The organism is Deltaproteobacteria bacterium (assembly GCA_026388545.1).
Classification (GTDB): domain Bacteria; phylum Desulfobacterota; class Syntrophia; order Syntrophales; family UBA2185; genus JAPLJS01.
The window spans coordinates 16,947-40,530 of record JAPLJS010000044.1 but is presented as its reverse complement, the minus strand read 5'-3'; the positions used below and the strand labels follow the sequence as shown (position 1 = coordinate 40,530).

General features: G+C 45.5%; 21 protein-coding genes, 1 tRNA gene and 1 riboswitch. Of the genes, 10 read left to right on the top strand and 12 right to left on the bottom strand.

The features are described from left to right. Positions 1–130 precede the first annotated feature (130 nt). The 3 genes from NTW12_04740 to NTW12_04730 all read right to left on the bottom strand — a co-directional run bounded on the left by NTW12_04740 (position 131) and on the right by NTW12_04730 (position 4,315). Entirely contained in the window at positions 131–2,068 is a 1,938-nt protein-coding gene (locus NTW12_04740; GenBank protein MCX5845652.1) for an aconitate hydratase, read from the bottom strand. 15 nt (positions 2,069–2,083) lie between these two features. Then, the gene (locus NTW12_04735) at positions 2,084–2,944 is read right to left on the bottom strand and encodes an OmpA family protein (protein MCX5845651.1); all 861 of its coding nucleotides are present in this window, start codon (positions 2,942–2,944) and stop codon (positions 2,084–2,086) included. A gap of 405 nt (positions 2,945–3,349) precedes the next feature. After that, positions 3,350–4,315 carry an NlpC/P60 family protein gene (locus tag NTW12_04730; protein ID MCX5845650.1) on the bottom strand — a complete coding sequence of 322 codons (966 nt, stop codon included), beginning with the start codon at positions 4,313–4,315 and terminating at the stop codon, positions 3,350–3,352. 374 nt (positions 4,316–4,689) lie between these two features. On the opposite strand from NTW12_04730, the gene mtgA reads away from it, so the two are divergent. The 6 genes from mtgA to NTW12_04700 all read left to right on the top strand — a co-directional run bounded on the left by mtgA (position 4,690) and on the right by NTW12_04700 (position 10,267). Further along, positions 4,690–5,580 (top strand): monofunctional biosynthetic peptidoglycan transglycosylase, encoded by an 891-nt coding sequence (gene mtgA, locus NTW12_04725; GenBank protein MCX5845649.1) that lies wholly within the window; start codon positions 4,690–4,692, stop codon positions 5,578–5,580. 122 nt (positions 5,581–5,702) lie between these two features. Further along, a riboswitch (cobalamin riboswitch) is annotated at positions 5,703–5,892 on the top strand. Between the two features lie 83 nt (positions 5,893–5,975). Then, on the top strand, positions 5,976–6,941 hold the full coding sequence (locus NTW12_04720) for an alcohol dehydrogenase catalytic domain-containing protein (GenBank protein MCX5845648.1): 966 nt from the start codon (positions 5,976–5,978) through the stop codon (positions 6,939–6,941). A gap of 156 nt (positions 6,942–7,097) precedes the next feature. Continuing rightward, positions 7,098–8,213, top strand: coding sequence for an anthranilate phosphoribosyltransferase (gene trpD / locus NTW12_04715; protein MCX5845647.1), 1,116 nt, complete (start codon positions 7,098–7,100; stop codon positions 8,211–8,213). 243 nt (positions 8,214–8,456) lie between these two features. Continuing rightward, positions 8,457–9,020 carry a hypothetical protein gene (locus NTW12_04710; protein ID MCX5845646.1) on the top strand — a complete coding sequence of 188 codons (564 nt, stop codon included), beginning with the start codon at positions 8,457–8,459 and terminating at the stop codon, positions 9,018–9,020. Between the two features lie 56 nt (positions 9,021–9,076). Continuing rightward, entirely contained in the window at positions 9,077–9,313 is a 237-nt protein-coding gene (locus NTW12_04705) for a hypothetical protein (protein MCX5845645.1), read from the top strand. Positions 9,314–10,036: 723 nt separating this feature from the next. Continuing rightward, entirely contained in the window at positions 10,037–10,267 is a 231-nt protein-coding gene (locus NTW12_04700) for a hypothetical protein (GenBank protein ID MCX5845644.1), read from the top strand. A 130-nt stretch (positions 10,268–10,397) separates the two neighbouring features. Here the strand turns inward: NTW12_04700 and NTW12_04695 are convergent, their stop codons facing one another. The 4 genes from NTW12_04695 to NTW12_04680 form a co-directional block, all read right to left on the bottom strand. After that, entirely contained in the window at positions 10,398–10,772 is a 375-nt protein-coding gene (locus tag NTW12_04695) for a helix-turn-helix transcriptional regulator (protein MCX5845643.1), read from the bottom strand. After that, positions 10,741–11,004 carry a hypothetical protein gene (locus tag NTW12_04690; GenBank protein MCX5845642.1) on the bottom strand — a complete coding sequence of 88 codons (264 nt, stop codon included), beginning with the start codon at positions 11,002–11,004 and terminating at the stop codon, positions 10,741–10,743. Before NTW12_04690 ends, NTW12_04695 begins: the two co-directional genes overlap by 32 nt. Before the next feature lie 218 nt (positions 11,005–11,222). After that, on the bottom strand, positions 11,223–11,450 hold the full coding sequence (locus tag NTW12_04685; GenBank protein ID MCX5845641.1) for a type II toxin-antitoxin system MqsA family antitoxin: 228 nt from the start codon (positions 11,448–11,450) through the stop codon (positions 11,223–11,225). Between the two features lie 112 nt (positions 11,451–11,562). Continuing rightward, positions 11,563–11,638, bottom strand: a tRNA-Asn gene (locus NTW12_04680). 317 nt (positions 11,639–11,955) lie between these two features. On the opposite strand from NTW12_04680, the gene NTW12_04675 reads away from it, so the two are divergent. From NTW12_04675 to mutS, 4 genes are read left to right on the top strand one after another with little or no spacing between them, the layout of a single operon-like run. After that, entirely contained in the window at positions 11,956–12,114 is a 159-nt protein-coding gene (locus NTW12_04675; GenBank protein MCX5845640.1) for a rubredoxin, read from the top strand. A gap of 36 nt (positions 12,115–12,150) precedes the next feature. Beyond that, positions 12,151–12,648, top strand: coding sequence for a rubrerythrin family protein (locus tag NTW12_04670; protein ID MCX5845639.1), 498 nt, complete (start codon positions 12,151–12,153; stop codon positions 12,646–12,648). 8 nt (positions 12,649–12,656) lie between these two features. Further along, entirely contained in the window at positions 12,657–13,058 is a 402-nt protein-coding gene (locus tag NTW12_04665) for a phage holin family protein (protein MCX5845638.1), read from the top strand. Next, positions 13,055–15,676: a DNA mismatch repair protein MutS gene (gene mutS, locus NTW12_04660; GenBank protein ID MCX5845637.1), complete on the top strand. Its 2,622-nt coding sequence runs from the start codon at positions 13,055–13,057 to the stop codon at positions 15,674–15,676. The genes NTW12_04665 and mutS overlap by 4 nt, the downstream gene beginning before the upstream one ends. Positions 15,677–15,771: 95 nt before the next feature. Here the strand turns inward: mutS and NTW12_04655 are convergent, their stop codons facing one another. The 5 genes from NTW12_04655 to NTW12_04635 all read right to left on the bottom strand — a co-directional run bounded on the left by NTW12_04655 (position 15,772) and on the right by NTW12_04635 (position 23,563). Beyond that, complete coding sequence (locus NTW12_04655) at positions 15,772–18,063, bottom strand: GspE/PulE family protein (protein MCX5845636.1); 2,292 nt, start codon at positions 18,061–18,063, stop codon at positions 15,772–15,774. 212 nt (positions 18,064–18,275) lie between these two features. Next, positions 18,276–20,348, bottom strand: a complete 2,073-nt coding sequence (gene glyS / locus NTW12_04650; protein MCX5845635.1) for a glycine--tRNA ligase subunit beta — start codon at positions 20,346–20,348, stop codon at positions 18,276–18,278. Positions 20,349–20,454: 106 nt separating this feature from the next. Next, complete coding sequence (locus NTW12_04645) at positions 20,455–21,348, bottom strand: glycine--tRNA ligase subunit alpha (protein ID MCX5845634.1); 894 nt, start codon at positions 21,346–21,348, stop codon at positions 20,455–20,457. A 137-nt stretch (positions 21,349–21,485) separates the two neighbouring features. Beyond that, positions 21,486–22,259, bottom strand: coding sequence for a DNA repair protein RecO (gene recO, locus NTW12_04640; GenBank protein ID MCX5845633.1), 774 nt, complete (start codon positions 22,257–22,259; stop codon positions 21,486–21,488). Beyond that, the gene (locus NTW12_04635) at positions 22,256–23,563 is read right to left on the bottom strand and encodes a dihydroorotase (GenBank protein MCX5845632.1); all 1,308 of its coding nucleotides are present in this window, start codon (positions 23,561–23,563) and stop codon (positions 22,256–22,258) included. Before NTW12_04635 ends, recO begins: the two co-directional genes overlap by 4 nt. Positions 23,564–23,584: the final 21 nt, after the last annotated feature.

Genomic DNA, 23,584 nt, shown 5'->3' with positions numbered 1-23,584 from the left:
CGGAATGGTGCATGATCGGTCTCCGTGACTTTCATCTAATTCGGTTATATTCGAATTAAGGAGGTCGTTTTAGAACACGGGCTCTCAGTCGAAATGGCAAAGTGACTATTTCCAGAGATTTCAGAATGTATCAGGTGTGCCTCAGATTAAGTGCGCCGCCTGCGAGCAGTATCCTTTTCTGCCTGTCGGAAAGAGCGTAACTGACCTCAAATGATACACCCCCGGAGACATTTTTTACGATCATTGTGCTGTTTGCCTCGATGATTTCTCTGACATCCGGTATCTCAAGGCTGTCCCCCTGGTTGATGCGGTCGTAGTCTCCTTCGTCTTGAAAGGTGAGGGGGAGGATACCGAAGTTGATCAGGTTCGCTGAATGGATTCTCTCGAAGGACTTCGCAATAACTGCTTTCACACTAAGAAACATCGGGCATATCGCAGCATGTTCTCTCGACGAACCCTGCCCGTATGAAAGCCCGGCGACAATGATGTTGTGCCTTCCCTTATTCTGAATTTTTCGGGCACGTTTATAGAAATGCCCATCCAGAATTTCAAAAAAGTACTCTGAATACTTGGGTATGTTTGATCGATATTTCATTCGTTTGCCGGCGGGGATGATATGATCGGTGGTGATTTTATCCCCAACCTTGATCGTTACTTCACCGTTAATCACATCGGGAAAGGGGTCATTCCTGGGAGGGGCGCCGATATTGGGGCCCCTGTAGATTTCTATGGAGGATGGATCCCTGGTGTCTTCGGGCTTCATGATCATACTGTCATCAATGGTGAACCGTTCGGGCATTCTCACTTCAGGATAGCTGATGCTGAGGTCACGGGGATCGGTGAATCTGCCGGTAATAACTGCGGCTGCCGCAGTTTCCGGGCTTACAAGATAAACTTCCGCGTCAAATGTGCCTGACCTGCCTACGAAATTCCTGTTCGATGTCCGGAGAGATACACTTTTTGTCTGCGGACTCTGGCCGTTGCCGATGCAGAATCCGCAAGCAGTTTCCATAAGCCGTGCCCCTGCCCGGATGAGGTCTGCAAGATAACCCTCTTCGGCAAGATTTTCCAAAACCTGTCTTGAGCCCGGGGCGATGATAAAGCTGACCCCTGGGTGAACCGCTTTTCCTTTTAAAATCTTCGCGACCGTTACCAGGTCTTTATAGGATGAATTCGTACAGCTTCCGATGCAAACCTGGTTCACCTCAATTTTCCCTGCATCTCTCACGGTGCTGATATTATCCGGGCTGTGCGGTCTTGCGGTGAGGGGAACCAGTTCAGAGAGGTTGATATCAACGATCCGTTCATATTCCGCATCAGGGTCGGCTCTTAATTCCTGCCAGTCGCCGTCCCGCTGCTGGGCTTTTAAAAAAATCCTTGTCATTTCATCGCTCGGAAAAACAGAACTCGTTACACCGCATTCCGCTCCCATGTTCGCGATTGTCGCCCTTTCCGGTACGGACAGGGTTGCCGTACCGTCTCCCCCGTATTCAAAAACGCACCCGACGTTTCCTTTTGTCGTAAATATCTCAAGAACCTTCAGGATGATATCCTTGGCAGAGATCCAGGGGGGGAGTGTACCGATAAGATTGATCCTGACTATTTTAGGGCACGTAAGGAAGAAGGGCTCCCCCGCCATCGACAGGGCTACATCAAGGCCGCCTGCCCCGATGGCCAGCATGCCCATTGCTCCCCCTGTGGGGGTGTGGCTGTCAGAGCCAAGGAGGGTTTTCCCCGGTTTTCCAAACCGTTCTAAGTGCACCTGGTGACAAATCCCATTCCCTGCCCGCGACAGGTATATTCCGTACTTCTGTGCGACAGTTTGCAGGTACCTGTGGTCATCCGCATTTTCAAACCCGATTTGAATGGTATTGTGATCAATATAGCTTACCGACAACTCCGTCCTGACCCGCGGGATGTTCATTGACTCGAACTGTAGATAGGCCATCGTCCCTGTGGCATCCTGCGTCAGTGTTTGATCGATTCTGATACCAAGTTCGACGCCCGGAATGAATCTACCGGTGACTATGTGCGCTTCACTAATCTTCTCGGTAATCGTCTTGCCCATGATCAATTTTTATCATCACTCCTTTGGAAGGAGAATAATGGCAATTCTTCGGTTCTTGGCCCGTCCTTCCGAAGTGTCGTTACCTGCAATCGGCTTGTATTCACCATAAGCCGTGGCGGATAAGAGTACAGGATCAATTCCCTGCTGCTGTAAATATTTTGTGACATTGATGGCACGGGCCGCCGAGAGTTCCCAGTTGGTGGGATACTGTCTGGCAAGCATGCCTTTTATTTTTATAGTGTCAGTATGCCCCTCAATTCGGATTGCCTTATCCTTCACATTTTTGAGGATATCGATGACCCTTTGCAGAACTGCCAGCCCCTCCCTTGTTACCTCCGCCTGTCCGGAGGCAAAAAGAATTTTATCTACCACATCCAGGGTCAGTTTTCCTTTGAGTTCTGAAATTGTGATCTGCCCCTTGGCAACCTCACCCTTCATTTCCTGCATCAACTGTTTATAAGTATTACTCTCAGACTCAACCGCTTCCTCTTTCTTTTTCAGCTCAGCAATATTTTCCTTCAGTTTTGAATTTTCAGCTTCGAGGTTAGCATTTTTCTGTCTCATATCTGTTATAATCTTTGAAAGATCATCAGATTTGGATTTTAAGACCTTATCCAATTCTTCCTTTTCCTTGGTCGCGCCGGCAAAAGCTTCTTTCAGTTGATCTCTATCCGCCGTCAGATTTTTGATCTTGTCTTTCAGCGCGGTATTTTCTTTTGTAAGGTCACTGTATCTCTGCTGGAGAGATGCGAGTACTTTTGCCTGACCGTCTGCCTCTGCAACTTTCTTCAAGTACGTCCCTTCGGTTACCAGGCATCCGCTCATAAAAAAGGAAAACATTAGAATAATTCCGAACGATAGTAATTTTTTAAGCATGTTAGCCTCCTTCATATGTATTTAGATGATACAATATTTTTGGTTCTTCTTCCATTTAGTTGCAAACAGGATTCGAGGATTCAAGTGCTTGTTTTCCAATGATTTTATAAGTGCCTTGAGCATCCTTCTTCTTTGGGAGATCCTTTTGTTAACTTATAAATATCCAGACACAACTGATATGATTTTTGCCCCTTTAACCTTTAACCTTGTTCCTTGAACCTTATACATTTGGTACCTGAAGTACGGGGCCAAGGATATAGAGGGAACATAAATAAATCAACATAAAAAAAGGGTTGAACGTGGATTTTGGATCGGTCATGATAGATGTGGTGAAGTAAAAAAAATGGGACACTTGTATGTCCCATTTTTTAAATATTTTATTTACACTGTGGGCATTGCGGTGAATTATACTCCGCCATCCAACCCTTTAATTCTGACGGCTTTGACAAAGCGTTTGTCGTAGTAAGGCTTGTCGAGCGTATCTATCCTGACCATTCTCCCCCGGCCAGATGACGCATGAACGAATTCGTTGTTTCCGATATATATTCCCACATGGCCAAATGCCCGTCTCGTATTGAAGAAGACAAGGTCACCTTCCTTCAGCTCATCTCTCGATACGTGCTTCCCTACATGTGCCTGTTCCCTTGCTGTTCGGGGAAGGCTGACGTCAAAAAATTCATAAATCTTTTTTACGAATGCGGAACAATCTAACCCTCTGACGGATGATCCCCCTAATCGATAAGGAGCGCCCATAAATCCTTTGGCAACCCGGATGAATAATGACCGTTCATGGGAGCTGTTCCATGTGCCTAATAATTCAGAGCTTGTCTCAATGTCATTTTCCGCTTTCACCAAGTCATCATTCATGACAAGGTCTTCATCGTCACCCAGCAGATCATCGTCATCGACAAATTCATCTGTTTCATCAGTTCTCGCCACCGCCAACTCTCTCACGGGGCCATGCCTTGTCAGGACGAGCCGTTGCCCTATTTTCAAGGATCTTGCATTTACATGATTTAACCTTCTGATTTCATTAACCGAGTAGCCGGTTTTCTTCGCAATGACTTGAAGGGTCTCTCCCTTTTTGACTACATAGGAATCCGCTCTATTGGAATGAACCTTCTTTGATTTTGCGATTTTTTTCTTGCCGTTATCCGGAATGATAAGGACTTGTTTGGGTTTGAGGGCATTGCTTGTCAAACCATTGGTTTCCATCAAGGCCTGAGTAGTAACACCGAGCTTTTTTGAAATCTTGGCGAGAGAGTCGCCACGTCTGACTTTATATTCCTTTGCAAAAACCTCCTGACTGAGGCAAAATGCAGTGAACAGGACAATCAGTCCCATCCATAGGAAAATCTGCCGTTTCATCATGAAGCACCTCCTCTTTTTCATTCGGGGGATCCCCATTTTGTTAACGGTGCACAGATTTTGACAATGGATGACAAACTGCACACAGAAAAGCTAACAACACTTTCTACAGAAAAAAGTTTCATAAGTCAAAGCAATTCTTCGCCCAAATGAACAGTATTGAAGAAAATCAAATGAAATCAAATCATTGTACAGCCACAATATAAGGCATTTTAGTATATAAAGATGAGTTTTGCTTATGTTGAATCAAAGCTTTACTTTCATTATGCTATAATTTGGTATATGAAAAACAACTTGACTTAAATTTTTTTCGGCAGAAATTTCTTAAATAATTCATCCTTACTATTCGGTCATATGGTTTCAAAAGTTTAGTGATAATGAAGAAATTATTAAAAATTCTTATTGTTATCAGTATATCTGCACTTTTTTTAAGTATTGGTGTGTATTTTATTTACCCTGATGTGGAAAAGCTGAAGAAGTCATATCCGAAAAAAACGGCTTTCATGGAGTATCGGGAAGATGAGTGGCAAAAGCAGGGTAAAAAGAAAAAGATCGTCCAGCAATGGATACCCCTGTCGCGGGTTTCTCCTTATGTAATCAAGGCGGTGCTGATTGCAGAAGACGACAAATTCTGGACTCATGAAGGATTCGATTATGAAGCCATGCAAAAGGCCATTGAAAAAGACATCAAAAAGAGGAAATTTGCGGTGGGCGGCAGTACGATAAGCCAGCAGCTCGCAAAAAACCTGTATCTGACTCCTTCAAAAAATCCTGTCCGCAAGATAAAGGAAGCCATCCTCACCTGGCGAATAGAGAAAAATCTTTCCAAGAAAAGGATTATCGAGCTTTATCTGAATGTTGCGGAATGGGGTGAGGGTATGTTTGGAATCGAGGTTGCCGCCCGCAACTACTTTGGAAAACCCTCATCAGAACTGACGGCCAAAGAGGCGGCGCGGCTGGCATCCGTTCTTCCTAATCCCCGAAAGTACAATCCCACAGGTACATCGAAGTTTGTTGAGAACCGCTCCGAGCGAATCTATCAGATAATGGTGAGAAGGGGTATTGTAATACCGGAATACGAAGAGGTGATGAGTGAACCACAGAGAGCTGATGAAGAACATCAGGCAACACCCCAGGAACCATTACCATCGGACACCAGAGATACTACGGCTGAACATTTCCCAAAAGCTGCCGACAGTAGTGCAGGTAGTGATGAGCGAGAAAGTTCCCCTTCGTTGAAGGATAAACCTTCAGAAAAAGAACAATGAATAAAATTATAATCTTAATATACGTGCCGGCAGGATTGCGTGTGGAAAAAGGGGTGGTTGTTTCTCATTGACATACCTGTTCGTTTCTTATATGGTCATGCGCCAAGAAACATAGTTCTCAAATAGTTACTCTAAATATTAGTGCTTCAGCATTCCGGAACACGGTGAAAAACCGTGGCGGTCCCGCCGCTGTAATCGGGGACATGGGCTGCGAATAAGGAAACGCCACTGTCGGGAACACCCTGATGGGAAGGCGGCCGCCCGATGGATGATCCGAGAGCCAGAAGACCTGCTGAGGCGGATATATCGGGGAATCTAATGGTAAAGGGTTCCTGTGGATGGGTTTCCATCCGCGGGAACCCTTTTTTTATTTACTAACCTGATGAGGAGGATTCATGAAGGCTGTAATGGTTAATGAAATAGGTTCCTTTGCCATTATTGAAATCGAAGTTCCCAAGCCCGCTGCAGGCAATGTTTTGCTGCATGTCAATGTTACCGGTCTTTGCAGAACGGATTTGAAAATAATACGGGCCGGTCACAGGGATCTTGTTCTTCCCCGCATTCCGGGTGAAGAGGTCTTAGGAACTGTATGTGGATTGGGCGATGGCGTCACCGAATATTCGATGGGTCAGCGTGTATACGTCTATCCCGGTACAAGCTGCGGTTACTGCGGTCAGTGCAGGGCCGGGGCTGAGAATTTGTGCAGGGATATGAAGATCATGGGGTTCCACCGTCATGGGGGTTTTGCGGAGTACGTCGTTGCTCCAGAGAAAAGCCTTATTGCAATTCCCGAAACCCTGTCGGACGAAGAGGCGGTTTTTGCCGAGCCGCTCTCATGCTGCCTCAATGCACTTGAACTGGCGGACATTACACCGGACGAAACGATAGGAATATGGGGAGGAGGTACGGCAGGCACTCTTCTCCATCGTGCTTCCATTGCAATGAAAGCCCGACCCTTTATAATTGAGCCTGATGAAAGACGGCGCTCCCTTCTGCACGGATATTTGACTCCGCCTGAAATGAGCTTTGATGTCTGTATCGTGGCGGTAGGTTCGGAAGAAGCGTACCGTCAGGCGCTGAATCATCTCAACAAGCGCGGGAGGCTTGTCGTATTTTCAGGACTTTCCCCCGATAGGTCCGTCATCAATGTCGATTTCAATCAGCTCCATTATTTCGAACAGACCATTACAGGCGCCTACGGATGTGCGTATCGCCATGGTGAACGTGCGCTGGAGTATATCGGAACGGGAAAAATAGACGTAATTGATATGATTTCTCACAGGATATCGTTGTGGGAACTCGAACATGCCCTCGAATTGCTGGAAAAACGGGAGTGCAGGAAGATACTCCTGTATCCATAGACAAGCGGTCTTAACGACGGTGTTGGACAAGACGCCCGCCCTGCCGAGGGGTAGGACAGGCGTCCCGCCTGTCTTTTACATTGACGCCAGTTTCCGTGTAGGTAGAGAAATAAAATAAAAATGGTATCTATAGTTATTTAGGTTCAGGAGGATATGATGGAAGCTTCAAGAATAAAGGATTTTGGAACAAAGATTCAGAGATTGATCGAGGGGCAGGATTTGTCGCGGGATGAAACATACTGGATGTTCAGGGAGGTACTCCTTAACCGGCAGCCTGACCTGCAGCAGGGCGCTTTCCTGGCCGCACTTGTAGCCAAAGGGGAAACGGTTGAAGAGATCGTCGGGGCATGGACGGCTATTGATGAGTTGGATACAGTCCATGTGGCGCCTGATCTGCCGGATGCCCTGTTTGAAAATTCGGGGACAGGAATGGATATGCTGAAGACGTTTAATGTCAGCAGTGCGGCTGCCGTTGTTGCCGCCGCGTGCGGTGTCGTCATGGCCCGCCACGGGGCGAGAGCGATTACCTCTCGCTGCGGTACTGTTGATGTTCTGGAAGCTGTCGGCATAGACGTTGAATGCGATGTGGAAGTTGTGGGAGACAGCATAAAAAAGGCCGGAATAGGACTTTTCAACGGCATGAGCCCGAAAGTGCATCCGGGAGCCCTCGGCCGAATACTCAGCCAGATACGTTTCGGTTCAACGTTGAATATTGCCGCATCTCTTGCCAATCCATGCAGACCGACCCTCTGCCTGCGCGGTGTATATACGGAGAAATTGCTTCATAAAGCCGCTGAGGTCATGCGGTTAATAGGCTATGAAAGAGGAATGGTCGTATACGGGAAGGATGCGAATTCGGGGTATGGCATGGACGAGCTTTCCGTATCAGGAGAAACCGGAGTATTTGAATTTACTCGTCATTCGCAGAGTGAATACACTCTCCACCCTGAGGATGTGGGCCTGAAACAGATACCTTTTGATGAGATAGCCTCACTCGACAATCCCGCAGATGAAGCGTTGCGCTTCGTCCGGGTTCTTTCCGGAAAGAAGCATGTGGCGTGTATTGATTTTACATGCCTGAATGCCGGCGCGATACTCTATACGGCGGGGAAAGCTGACAGCCTTAGAAAAGGTGTCGAAATGAGCCGTGAAGCAATTGAGAACAACCGGGCAATCGAAAAGCTGAGACAGTGGATTATGTGCCAGGATGCGACGGGCGGCAAAGGGCTTCATTGCTTCGAGTTGCTACTGGAAAGATCGGTAGTGTCTTAGTGTGATTAGAGAGAATGGTTTTCCTTCTTTGGGGGAAGTGAAATTAAAAAAGGGGCCATGATGGCCCCTTCGTAAATTTTTGGCTTGCCCGGTGGATGTGAAAATTGGCAGTGGCTAATTGCCTTGACATATAAGCAGCTAATCCCTTATACTTAAACCGCTAAAAAAAGGAATTTATATCAGAAAAATATGCAAGTACAGGGATTGTAAAACCGGTAAAAAGAGGTTTAAATTAAATAAAAAATGAAATTCCTACGGGCAATATCAATTTTTTTCGTATCTCTGGCAATGACGGCGTGTGCGGGCAAGCCATACATTGTTTACCACAAACCACAGCCTCTAATGATAAGCACGACATGTCCGATAGCTGTACTGGAATTTGCCCCGCCTGATTATTCATCTGAGCAGATAGCCGGTAAAGTAATCAGCAACTATTTTGAAATGTTGATTCCAACGACTAAATGCAGTGTTGTCAATCGCATGAATATACGTGACATAATTAACGAGCAGCAATTTCAGCTTTCCGGTTTAACTGATGATAGTACCGCCATAAGGATAGGACGCATGGTCGGCGCTCGATCCGTCCTCATAGGTCAAGTTATCAGCTATAAAAAAAGAGGCGTACTGTTTTCAAAAACCCATACAGTTACGTTCCAGTGCAAATTATTGAGCGTCGAAACAGGAAATATACTGTTTTCGACAACATCTCAATATGAAGATGTGGCGGAGGTCTTGCCGTCTCTTGAACAAATGGCTGGATATCTCGTGGAGGCAACTATAGCGAAAATGGGCGAAGTCCCTGAATAACTATATCTCTCGAGTACCAAAATATTTTATAAATTACAATCATAAGGATTAAAAATATGAGCAACAGTATATCCAAAGCAAGGGAACGGTTGGATAAAATTAAATATTATCATAAATATGCTGGAGCAAATGGATACCATCAAGCTATGGATTACTATAGCGAATTAGTTCGTATATGTAAAAAAGCAAATCAAAACGATGCACCGATTATTCATATTTTTTATAAAGAGGCTGACGAACTTATGGAAGAAATGAAAAAAAGGCAAGATGATTTTAAAAAAGAAAGTCAATAATTATTAAATTCGGATTTACTAGTATCATGGATTAAATAAGCGCCTATCCTTAAAATGACCAACGAAAATAATAAGAGAATAAAAGTGATAAAAATTATTCTTTTCATTTTTTTGCGTTATTAGAAATTAAGTTATAAGTTTTATATTGAGCATCCGTCATTCCATCAACGATTTATTCCGCTTCAGCATACCTTCCGCAGGATTTCATAAAGCTAAATAAATAAGGAAAGTGTTAGTAGCTCACGGTTATGTAACACGGGGCGGGAAAGTACGTTTATCATGATCTAATAATAACATCAGGGTTGAAGGGTTGGTTTATTGGCACGTCATACATGCCGGACATTTTGCTCTGGGGAATGTTAATGTATGGATGCAGATATCAAATCAAATCAATATATCTATTAATGTTCCTTTGCCCTTTATGGGAGGATTATCTGAAGGTTTATATCTGATTATATTTGTGTTTGCAGGAGAAGGTTTGCCCGTATTTATTTCGACACAATGGATAATATCATCAGGAGAAACCGGCAAGGTTTGAAGGGCAGCGCGTTGCAGTGTTTGGACAGCTCGTTGGTATACAGCAGGAACAATAGTGGGAATTTGGGTGTTCGGCGGTTTAATGTCCATGATTCACCGTGCAGAAAAAACAGAGACAGGATATTCGTTCATGATCTTATCTCTATCCTCTTAATGTTCATTGTTTCTGAGAGTATATAATCCGCAGTGGCAGTGATTCGAGCACTGGATAATGACACACCCCCGCAGCATGCAATCTTCTCCAATCTTTTTGGAAGCAAACTGTATGCCAGAGAAGCCCATTTCAGCGATGCCGCCAATATGCTGATTTTACAATGTATTCAAACAGATAATTTAGAAATGACGGGTGTGTACCATGAACAATGGGAAGCAAATGCGTCTCCTCCCTGTCTGCACCCGGCAATATTTGCCGAGTAATATGGTGGGTATTGTATAAAAAAACAAAGCTGGGACACTCGTATGGAGTGCCCAGCTTTGGTAATGGTTGTTTCCAGCGTAAAATAAATCTGTCTCCTAATTCTACCCTGTTTCTATTTCGCATCAACTTTCACATCAGTAATCTTTCAATAGGAATATTGAAAAGCTTCGCCAGTTTCTTGGCGGTGTTTAGGCTGATCGGCCTTTTACCGGTTTCCATATTGGAAACATGCTGCCTGGGAATCCCTCCAAGAAGTTCGCCTAACCGGGTCTGTGTTATTGAGCGATTCTCCCGATAAATCCTCATTACGCCGCCAGGCGTCAGTTTCTCTTTAATTCCCTTATACCACTGCGTCTCAACGACGTTGACCAGATCATCTTCGTCATTTTCGGTAACTTTTACGTCGTCGCCGTACTCTTCCTGCAAAAGATAGATCAGCTTTTGAGGTATCATCTCCCCCTTGATATTAATTTCAATATGGGGCGTTTTCACGACTGCCTGCATAATACACCTCGATAATAACGGAATCTTCTTCACAATACCAACAAGCCACCCATTTATAAGCAAGGTGACAATGGTATGTATTCTTTTCAAGTTTACTATAGTTTGGCCAATCAGACCTGATTGGCCCCCGTTCCTTCAAATCATCGATAAGCATAGCCAGTTTGTTTTGGACTGCTATCGGCAGCTTTTCGATCTCTTTGATGGTCTTCTTTTTGACCAAAACTTTGTACATGGTTATATTGTAATCATAAATTGGTTACATGTCAAGTGAATTTGTCATAACAGTGTCAGAAGCAAGTAAACTGTCCTGTATTGTAGCACATAAACTGTCCGGTTTATGGGGAATCCGGGGGGATTTCGGGGGACACAATACCGATTGTAAATTTACTTTTGGAGAAATTAGTTTTTCAGGTAGTGAGTAAATAAAATCTGCTCTTTTTTTGAGTAAATCTATGCGGCTCTGTATTGGCGGATGTTAACCTGTGCACCGGCCTTGGCCATCTGCTCCGCAGTTGTGAGAAGCTCTCCAGCTACTGATTCATTTACATAGTCCTCACCGCAGTTGGGACATACCTGGGCAGGAACACCATTTACAACATAGGTAAAACCATCGCGTTCCAGTGTCACAGTTGTTGTACCTGGTTTAGTTTCAGCATGTTTACAAATAACACATTTCATGGAACTATCCTTTTTAAAGTCGGAACTTTAGTAAATATGCCAGATAATTCTCATCCACGCATCGGAAATAAAAATAATAAAGGCCCGTTTTAGAAACGGGCCTTATTATGTTTGGCTCCCCGGCGCGGACTCGAACCACGGACCCGATGGTTAACAGCCATCTGCTCTACCGACTGAGCTACCGGGGATTAGTCAATTTAACTTGTCCTCATTAGTATAAGATCTTTCTAAAGTCAACTATCGTCTTATACGTTTTCCCGCTTTAATGAAAAATCTTGATAAATCCTTCCAAAGTGGATATTAAAAAGTCGATTTAAGGTGCGCCTTATAGTACAAGACAATCTTCTTGTCAATAAATGTTCGTATCATTTTCACTTTCTTTAACGAAAGGAGACATCCATCCTCCGCACTGCCCTGTAATTGTTGCAATTCTTTAAAACTATTTGTAAGGAGATGGTGGAGTATACATTTGTTGATCTACTAATAATGAAAGGGAGATGGAAAAATGGAAAAGTATGTATGTGGTGTGTGCGGCTATGTGTATGATCCAGCCAAGGGAGATCCGGAGAACAATCTTCCGCCTGGTGTTCCGTTTAAAGAACTTCCCGATGACTGGGTATGTCCCATATGCGGGGCGGGAAAAGACGAGTTTGCTCCTGAGTAATGTGGTGGGCTGCTAAAGTAAAGAGAGGTTTTTACAATGGCTAGTAAAACGGAAGATGCGTTGTATCAAGCGTATACGGGTGAAGCCAAGGCCGCGCTGAGGCTGAAAGTTTTCGCCGATAAGGCGGAAGGGGAGGGATACCCCCAGATCGCCAAACTCTTTCGGGTAATTGCTTTCTCTGAAGAAATCCACGGAGCGCGTGCCCTTCAGGTTTTAGGGAGAGTGAAAAGCACAGAGGAAAATCTTGCTGCAAGCTTTGAATCGGAGTCGAAAGTTGCCGAAGTTGCCTACGATCAGTTCGTCAAGCAGGCGGAAGAAGAAGGGAATATGGCGGCTGTGCTTCACTTCAGCCAAAGTAAGGATGTGGAAGAAGTCCATGCCAGGCTCTATAAAGAGGCGATGGGCCATGTCATGGAGGAGAGGGAAACCACATACTATGTCTGCAAAGTCTGCGGTTATGTATCCGATGGCATCCTTCCTGACGAGTGCCCTGTCTGCGGCGCAATGAAAGAACAATTTACCAAGGTTGATTAGGAGTATTCATGATGGGATTTTTAATACGCTGGCTGATTCTGACGGTCGCAATTATCATTGCCTCCTACCTGCTGGAAGGTATCCACATCAGTGGTTTTTTCTCTGCCTTCTTTGCAGCAGCGGCGCTGGGAATCCTGAATGCTCTGTTCAGACCTATTCTGATACTACTCACCCTGCCCATTAACATTCTGACGCTTGGACTCTTCACCTTTATAATCAATGCCCTGATGTTGAAGATGGCATCAGGGGTTATTCCCGGTTTTGAGGTTTACGGATTCTGGACAGCCGTGTTCGGTTCCCTCATTATCAGCGTCGTAAGCTGGCTTCTCAATTCTTTCATCAGTGACAGGGGAAGGGTAGAGCGGGTGGATTATATCGACTTAAAGAGAAAGGGTGACAGGTGGGAATGACCGTCACGATGAATGTAACCCCCGCCATGCGACAGTACCTGGAAATCAAGGAGCAGCACAAGGACTGCATCCTGTTTTTCAGAATGGGGGATTTCTATGAGATGTTTTTTGAAGATGCCGTCACCGCCTCAAAAATTCTGGAGATTACTCTCACTTCGAGGAACAAGGGAAAAGATGACAGCATTCCCCTCTGCGGAATCCCCTACCATGCCGCCTCATCGTATATCGCAAAGCTCATCGAGAAGGGTTTCAAGGTGGCTGTCTGTGAGCAGACTGAAGATCCGAAAGAAGCAAAGGGCATTGTAAAAAGGGATGTGGTGCGCATTATCACGCCTGCGCTCTATGTAGATGCAGATAACCTGAACATCAGGGAAAATGCCTTTTTGATGGCGCTCGCGTGCAGAGAAGACAGGTTTGGCCTGGCATTTCTTGATATATCTACAGGGGAGTTCCGGGTGACGGAATCTCAAGACAGGGATATCTTCATAGCGGAAATAACCGGTCTCGATTTTCGGGAAGTCATTGTCGAGGAGGACTTTCCGGAAAAGGCTATTGTGAAGGCGTTATTTCAGGGAGAACCCCGTTTCAGAATAAATTATTTTTCACCTGATTATTTTGATCATGATGCGGCTGTGGCCCGGTTACGAGAGTATTTTCCTCCCGATATTTTGAATCGAGAGGGTGTATTAAAACATCCGGCCACGGTAGCCGCAGCCGGCGCCATCCTCCGATATGTGGAAGAGACGCAGAAAGACCACCTCGGTCATATTAACGCTATCGAGTGGTATGAGACGGATAGTTACCTCGTCATGGATGATGTTGCCAAGCGAAATCTCGAATTATTTGCAACCATAACGGACAACCGTAAAGAAGGGTCTCTCTTTCATATTCTCGACGACACAGTCACGTCAATGGGAGCGAGAAGGCTCCGGTGGTGGCTTAATTATCCTCTTATGTATCCTGAAAAGATCAAAGAAAGACTGGCCGCGGTGTCTGAAATCAAAGAACATCATATACTCAGGGGAGATCTGCGAAAGGCCCTCTCTCGTGTCTATGATCTTGAAAGACTCGCAAGCAGGGTGTCTATGGGTGTCGCCAATGGGCGTGATTTGATTGCGCTGAAGACATCGCTGAAATCCCTGCCGGAAATCAGGGGACTGCTCTGTAATCTGGAATCACCCCTGCTACTCTCAATCTATGCAGGGATCGACGAGATGCCGGATATCCTTGACCTGATTGAAAAAGCTATTGCCGGCGATCCTCCGATGACAATTCGTGAAGGGGGTATCATTAAAGAAGGCTATGATCGAGAACTTGACGAATTGATCTCAATCAGCAGGGATGGAAAAAAATGGATTGCAGCCCTCGAGGAAAAAGAGAGAAAAAGGACGGGGATCAATTCTCTGAAGGTAGGATTTAACAGTGTCTTCGGGTATTACATTGAAGTTACCAAAGCAAACACCGGATCCGTTCCCGATGATTATATCCGAAAACAGACCCTCGTGAATGCCGAACGGTACATCAATCAGGAATTGAAAGGATATGAGTACACGGTTCTCAATGCAGAAGACCGCCGGAGAGAACGGGAATATAATCTTTTTGTGGGGATCAGGGGAGAGATTTCGAAGGAAATAAAAAGGATCCAGACCACGGCTTCGCATATAGCCGGCCTGGATGCCGTCACATCCCTGGCGGAGGTTGCGGAGCGGTACAGCTACTGCTGCCCCGTTGTTGACGGTGAAGGCAGGATTGAAATAAAGGATGGCAGGCATCCCGTTGTGGAGAGGATGCCTCTGCCGGACGGCTTTGTACCCAATGACATCTATCTTGATCTGGAGAGCAGCCGCCTTCTCGTCATCACCGGTCCCAATATGGCGGGAAAATCGACATACATCCGGCAGATTGCACTCATTGTGGTTCTTGCCCAGATGGGAAGCTTTGTACCGGCAAAGGAGGCGCGTATCGGTGTTGTGGATCGAATATTTACCCGTATCGGTGCGGTGGACAGCTTGGCGAGGGGACAGAGCACCTTTATGATCGAAATGAATGAAGTAGCCAGTATCCTGAAGAATGCCACCCGCAGAAGCCTGATTATCCTTGATGAGGTGGGGAGGGGGACCAGCACGTTCGACGGCCTCAGCATTGCCTGGGCGACGGCGGAATACATTCATGACGAGAAACATATCGGGGCGCGCACTCTTTTTGCCACCCACTACCACCAGTTGACCGACCTGGCCGTAACGAAGGAGGGGGTAAAGAATTTCAATATCGCCGTCAAGGAATGGGGGGATAGGATCATCTTTCTTAGAAAGATCATGGAAGGGGGAACAAACCGGAGCTATGGCATCCAGGTGGCCAGGATCGCCGGGGTGCCCGATGAGGTTATTACCCGTGCGAGAGAAATCCTGAAAAACCTTGAAAAGGGTGAATTCGACGAGGTCGGTATGCCGAAGATTGCCCGCGGCAGGAAATCGGCGCCAAAGGACAAGGCCCAGTTAAGCCTCTTCATGGATGAGGAAGATATAATCGTAAGCGAATTGAAGACACTGGATATCCTGAATATGACCCCCATTGAGGCCTTGCAGAAGCTCATCGCCTGGAAAGACAAACTTACCTGATTTTTATAAGAGCACCATTTTGGGCGTGGAGAGCAGAGAGGAAACCGTCAAGCTTAACGAAAGAATTTTTCTTCACTCGTCAGATTATCGTGGGCTTACTTGATACAGACCCTGCGGACCTGTTTTGCGTCTGTGAGCCCCGTGAATGCTTTCTGGAGACCGTCCTGAAGCAGTGTGGTCATTCCTTCGGATATTGCCATTTCGCGGATCACCTCAACGGATTCATGCTTCTGGATCAATCGTTTAACCTGGTCTGTGTTGATGACGAGTTCGTGAATACCCATTCTTCCTTTGTACCCCGTATTGTCGCAGGAGCCGCAGCCCTTCGGACGGTAGAGGGTCAGTTCGTCGGTATAAGGAATATTGAGTTTTGCGAAAGACTCGGACCCGTAACTTTCCACTATTTCGTTATATTCCTCGATCGTCGGATGGTATGCCTCTTTACAATTCTTGCAGAGGGTTCTCACCAGTCGCTGGGCAAGGATGCCCAGGAGAGAGTCCGCGAAATTCAGGGGGTCTATCCCCATATCGAGAAGCCTCACGATGGTTTCAGGGGCGCTGTTCGTGTGGAGAGTACTGAAAACCAAGTGTCCTGTCAGTGATGCCTCAACGCCGGTTTTTGCTGTTTCAAAATCCCTCATTTCACCGACCATGATGACATCCGGGTCGGCACGGAGGAAGGAGCGCATGGCAGCGGCAAAATCGAATCCTATCTTGGGCTGTACCTGCACCTGACGGAGCCCATACTGGGTAATTTCCACGGGATCTTCCGCCGTCCAGATTTTTTTGTCCGGGGTATTGATATGGTGCAATGTTGCGTGGAGTGTTGTCGTTTTCCCGGAACCGGTTGGACCGACAACCAGTATCATACCGTAGGGTTTTTCAGAAATACTGACAAGTTCCTTGTAGTTTCTCTCCGATAACGCCATGGCTTCAAGAGGCATGGTTGAGCCCTTGGCGAGTATTCGCATGACCACGTCCTCTACGCCGCCCTGAGTAGGGATTGTAGCCACACGAAGTTCTATTTCATCACCACCGGAACGCCTGAATTTTATCTTTCCGTCCTGAGGGAGTCTCTTTACGGTGATATCGAGATTGGACATGATTTTTATTCTTGAAACGAGGGCAGCCCGATAACTGTAGGGGAGGGTCTGGTACAGCATGCAGTCTCCGTCGATTCTATAACGGATTTCCACGTTTTTCTTGCCGACATTTGGTTCGACGTGAATATCGGATGAGCGCCGTCCGTATGCGTCGTTAATGATCTTGTTCACAATCTGCATGATAACACTGTCTGATTCTGTAATAACGTCGCCATCTTCTTCTTCAATATCCTCATCAGAATCAAGATTTTTCCCCAGAATGTCATCCATCGAGTGCTCATCTTCGTGTGATGAGAAAAAAAGATTGATAAACTTGATAATGTCTTCTGTAAAGGCTACATCATATTTAACAGCTTTCGTTTTTAAGATACTTTCAATCGTATCCCGTTTTAGGATGTTGTTGGGATCATCCAGAATGACGTGAATGTTTCCTTCCACTTTTTCAAGAGGAACCCACATCTCGCGGCGGAGAAATTCTTTCTTTAAATTCTTTAACAGGTCTCCCGGGATCGGGAATTTATCATTGAATGGTATGACTTTGCAGCGGAAATATTCTTCGTAAGACTTAACGATATCATCCCTCGATATTTTATATTTATTCATCATGAAGGTTTCCATCGATTCCTTCTCTTCTCTCGATTTATCCCATGCGTTATCCAGCTCTTCTTCTTTGAGTAAACCGCGAGTAAGGAGGAAATCGAACCTTGTTTTTCTCCTCTTGACGAACCTTTCCTGATTGTTGAGGGCGATTCCCAAAACATCGGCAATCTCCAGTAAGAAACCCTGTTCATCTTCTGTAAATTTACCGGCGACTTTTCTGTTCAGTATCTGTATTACTCCCTTGAGGGTCTTATCGTAAAAAACAGGGGCTGCCAGAACCTGTTTTGTTCTGAAACCGGATTTCTTGTCCCAGCTGTAATCAAAGGACAGCTCTTTATCAATACTTTTCAGCTCCGTCGTATCATAAACGTCTGCTATGTTTACTGATATCCCGCTGTTGGCCACGTAACCGGCGATGCTTTTATTGCTGATGGGTACCCTGATTTCTTTAAGCTGAGAGCCGACGAGGAACATGGAATAGATTTCATTTCTTAATTTGTCCACCACGTAGATAGTGATTGAATGGGCGTCAAAGAGGTTGAGAATACCGTCTCTCAGATCCACAAGTATCTGCTTCGTGTTCTGTGCAGCATGAATACGATTTGTAATATCCTGCAATGCCTTGCGGAGGCGCAATTGCTCCTCAAGAGCGGCCTGCTGACTGCCCATCAGAGGGTCATTCACTGCTTTTTTCCCTACTTGAAGAGTATTTATTTCCATAGAGTATGTATGAAAATTGATTGTTTAGCTATTAAGCATGAATTATTTATAGTGTTACCATGCTAAATCAGAATGAAAAATAATTCAATATAAACTTGTTTCTTAAAATAGCAGCAACACGCCCGGTATAATATTACAGAAACAGTGGCGGAGGCTGGGTTTTACAATAAAGATAATCAGGATTCCGTGACGATCTTTGAAAAATCAGCGATCATATGGAAAATCTTCGATATTTCCTTGAGAAGAGAAAGGCGGTTAAATCGTATAGATTCGTCTTTTGCCATTACCAGGACGTTATTAAAGAAATCATCTACAGGTTTTCTCAAAGCGGCAAGTTCAATCAATGCAGAACGATAGTCATCTCCTTTAATATAGTTAACCACATTCTTGTTCGTGCGTAAAAATGCATTGTGGAGATGCCTTTCTTCATCGGTTTCGAACCTTGAGGGATCAACGGTTCCGTTTTTAAAATCCTTTATGATATTACCGACGCGCTTAAAGGCAATCGCCAGTGGCTCGAAGTCCGCATGGGATTTGAACGTTTCCATCGCCTCAATTATTTTAACGGATCGAACGATATCCGACGCACCGGTCTCAAGAACGGCGTCTACTACATCATAGGGCCGTCCCATGGAGATGAGTTGATTTTCAAATCTCCCCTTGAAGAATTCGAGCACATCCGTCTTGATTTCCTCATGCGGCCTCTTCAGTTTATCGCCAAGAATCGAAAGACTTTTATCGATTATGGTCTCCAGGTTCAGGGGGTACTGCTTGTTGATGATTATATTGATAATTCCGATGGCCTGTCGTCGCAATGCGTATGGATCTGCCGTTCCCGTGGGAATCAGGTTAACGCCGAAGAATCCGACGATAGTGTCCATCTTGTCTGCAATACTGACAATGGCGCCCTCATCCGTTTCCGGCAGTTCACCTCCTGCCGATGTTGGAAGGTAGTGTTCATGGATGGCCTTTGCCACGACAGGTTTTTCACCGGCTATCAATGCATATTCTCGCCCCATAATTCCCTGAAGCTCACTGAACTCATAGACCATCTGCGTTTCTAAATCGGCCTTGGCAAGGACGGCTGTGCGATCAACCGTATCTTTGAGAGAAGGATCGATCTGTTCCGTTATGTATTGGGCAAGTTTTCTGAATTGCATGACCTTTTCATAGGAAGTGCCCAGCTGGGTATGAAATACAACCTGGTTCAACTTCTCAAAGTGATGATCAAGAGGTTTTTTTTGATCTTCGTCAAAGAAAAATTTCGCATCAGATAGCCTTGCGCGTATTACTTTTTCATTACCGCGGGCGACAACTGACGGATCTCGGGCAAGGGTGTTGTTTATGGTAATAAAATATGGCAGTAGGTTTCCCTTTTCATCAACGACAGGAAAATATTTCTGGTGTGAAATCATTGAGGTCGTGAGAACCTCTTTGGGCAGTTTCAGGTATTCTGAGTCAAAGCTTCCGCAGACAGCCGTCGGATATTCAACAAGATAGGTTACTATTTCGAGAAGGTATTCAGTATAAAATATTTTTCCGTTAACCGTCTTTGCGGTTTTTTCGGCTTCCGCAAGTATAATTTTTCTCCGCTCCTCAGGATCAACAATAACAAAGTGCTTTTTGCAATTTGTTATGTAATCTTTCATATTCTTGACTTTAAATGATTTCGAACTCATGAAGCGGTGGCCATAACTTCTGTCTCCGCTCATGATATTTCCGATCTCAAATGGTATCGTTTCATCCCCATAGAGAGCAAGTATCCAGTGAATCGGCCGTGCAAAGCGAATTTCCAGGTCAGACCAGCGCATGGATTTCTTAAAAGGGAGCGATGTGATGAATTTCGTGAGAATTTCCGGTAAAAGGGCTCTCGTGTCTCCACCGGCAATTTTTTTTCGTGCGCAGATATATTCACCCTTTTCCGTCGTGACCACCTCCAGTTCCGAGGCGTCTATTCCCTGTCCCGCTGCGAAGCCTGCGGCGGCCTTGGTTGGATTTCCGTTTTCATCAAAGGCAACTCTTTTAGCGGGGCCAATCTTTTCAATAAGCTGGTCTTCCTGCTTACTCGATAGGTCGGCAACACAAAGACAAAGCCTTCGGGGTGTTGCCATCGTTTTGATATCGCCGTGTTGGATGCGCCTGTGGGATAATTCCTTCCGGATGATATCGTCCATGTCTTTGATAGCCTTTGGTAAGAAGGCCGATGGTATTTCCTCCGTTCCTATCTCAAGTAGAAGTTCCTTGTTCATCAATCATCTCCAGTTTTAATCGAATCATAATTTCAAAAATCTACACTCTAAGTGCTTATAAGTATTTGGAATTTATTTTTGGTATCTTTCAGGACTTTATAATTTATTATCTGTGATCTAGTTGTTTTTTCATCTTTCCCATCAAGGGGTATCCCATCTTTTCCCGCTGTTTGAGATAACCTTCGGCGCTTAGCTTGGCCAGGTTTCTCACTCTGCCTATGTAGCTTGTTCGTTCGGCTACACTTATTGCACCCCGGGCATTCAGGAGGTTGAATAAATGGGAACATTTGAGGCAGTAGTCATATGTGGGCAGAACCAGTTCCTTTTCGGCCATCCTGATGGATTCGGCCTCGCACATGTCAAAAAATTTTCTGAGCATCTCAACGTCTGCGTGTTGGAAATTGTAGAAGGACCATTCTACCTCGCCATGGTGGTGCACATCCCCGTAAGTGACCTGGTCATTCCATTTAAGGTCGTATACATTGTCTATCTCTTGTATGTACATGGCGATGCGCTCGATGCCATACGTCAGTTCACCGCTTACGGGGTGAAGGTCGATGCCGCCGCACTGCTGGAAGTATGTAAACTGCGTTATTTCCATACCATCGAGCCAGACCTCCCATCCGAGCCCCCAGGCGCCCAGTGTGGGAGATTCCCAGTCATCTTCAACAAAGCGTATATCATGATCGAGGGGGTCTATGCCGAAACTCCTCAAAGAGTTGAGGTAGAGATCTTGTATATCGAGGGGGGAGGGCTTCAGTATTACCTGATACTGATAGTAATGCTGCAACCTGTTTGGATTCTCTCCATATCTTCCGTCGGTGGGTCTTCGGGAAGGTTCAACATACGCAACGTTCCACGGTTCGGGACCAAGCGCCCGAAGAAACGTTGCGGGGTTGAAGGTACCGGCTCCTACCTCAAGGTCGTAAGGTTGTTGAATGACGCATCCATAGTCCGCCCAGTACTTATCGAGGGCGAATATCAATTCCTGAAAGTTCACCGTATCCTCCTAAGTTATCACCCGCCATAGGCGGGAGATAAGGGGTTCTGCTTTGATTTTTATAGGTATTTAACAGCAGTACATAACACGGGGAAAAACCTGTGTCAATATGAAACTTGGTACCGTTACTATGAAGATCAGATCCCCATTTTATGGATTTCGTTGAGAACGTGGAGGGATTTTAATTCCTTCCCTAAGAGATGGTGAATGAAGCCGACGAGGATGTCCCTGCTTTCCTTAGCCATCATCTCTGATAGGGTAACCATCTTGATTCTTTCAATATCTATCTCTTTTCCCAGCAGGAGAGTTTTAATGGTTCCGAGAGAAACGTTAAGGGAACGGGAGTTATTCTGGTAGCACGTATTGCATCTCAGGCCTCCATCACTTGTGATAAAATAGTAGGTTACTTTTTCACTAACAGGCTTCCTGCAGATCATGCACTGGTCTAATACCGGTTCATATCCTGTAAGTTTGAGGAGACGCATTTCAAAAAAACGGATTAAAGCCTCTGACGGGCGACCGGCATCAATGAGTCCAAGGAAGCTTTGCAGTAATTGAAATAAATTAGCATTTTTTTTGCCTTCCAGCGTAAATTTATCAATTAATTCTATGAGATACGAGGATATCAGTGTGTTTCCGAGATCTTCCCTGATTTTTGCATGGTGGTTGATGATGTCAATACCTTCAATCAAAGCCAATGTTCCGCGTCCCTTTTTAGAAAAAATGATGTTACCGTATGAAAAGGGTTCAAGGGCATTGGAAAATCTTTTTCTGCTTCGCCGGGCGCCCTTTGCGATTCCCTTGATCTTACCGAAATCGTGGGTATAAAAGGTTACAATCCGGTCTGATTCTCCGTAATCGAGGCCGTGGAGGACAATCGCCGGACTCTTATGTACCACCCGCGTGTTCATGGTAATTCCTGATAGGTTATTTTTCCACCCATAATTGTCATTACGGCTTTTCCTTTCATTGTCCATCCATGAAAGGGTGTGTTTTTTCCTTTTGAACGCAGTCTGCTGCGATCAACTATCCAGTTCTTATCACGATCAATCACCGTGATATCGGCATCGGCACCTATTTTCAGAGTTCCCTTGGGAATATTAAGTATCTTGGCAGGATTTTTGCTCATCATGAAGATCAACTGGTTCAGTGTGAGGATGCCGTCGTCAACAAGTCTCAGGCTAAGAGCAAGTGAGGTTTCTAATCCTGTAATACCAAATGTTGCGTATTCAAATTCTACTTCCTTATCTGTTGAGGCATGCGGAGCGTGATCGCTTGCGATCGCATCAATGGTTCCATCCTTAAGTCCCTCTTTTACAGCATTGACATCCTCTTCTGTGCGGAGAGGGGGGTTGACTTTCGCGTTCGTGTCGAATTGCCTCAATGCCTCGTCGGTAAGAGTAAAGTAATGGGGAGCTGTTTCCGCAGTTACCCTGATGTCCCTCTCTTTGGCATCTCTGATCAGTCTGACGGCTCCCGCGGTGCTCACGTGGGCGATGTGAAGGTTTGCTCCGGTATAATCAGCGATAATGATATCCCTCGCAATGATTATGTCTTCCGCTATATTGGGAATTCCCTGAAGACCGAGTTCTGTGGCTACAAATCCTTCATTCATTGAACTCCCTGCCGACAGGTGGATGTCCTCGCAGTGCGATATTATCGGTATATCGAGGGAAGATGCATATTCGAGAGCCCTTCTCATGAGAGCGCTGTTTATGACCGGTTTTCCATCATCTGAGAATGCAACGGCGCCGGCATCTTTTAAATCCCTGAATTCCGTAAGAGCGGCCCCTTCCGATCCCATACTAATAGCTGCAACGGGGTATACGTTAACAAGATTACTGGCAGCAGCCTTTCTCTTTATGTACTCCGTTACCGATCGAGTGTCATTGACCGGATTCGTATTGGGCATACAGGCTATCGACGTAAATCCACCGGCTGCACCGGCTTCGCCCCCCGTCTGGATTGTTTCTCTATATTCAAACCCCGGTTCGCGCAGGTGGGTATGCATATCGATGAGTCCCGGCACCACAATCATACCCCTGACGTCAATGACATTGATTTCTTCGGCTGTTGATTTCCGGGAATTAGTTCCGGTTTTTTGTATATTTCCCCCGATCGCGGCGATTTTTCCTTTTTCAATCAGGATGTCCATCTGTTCATCCAGATCCTGGGAAGGGTCAACAATCCTTCCACCCGAAAGCAGTAATTTCATGATTTGCCTCCTAAAAAGCTG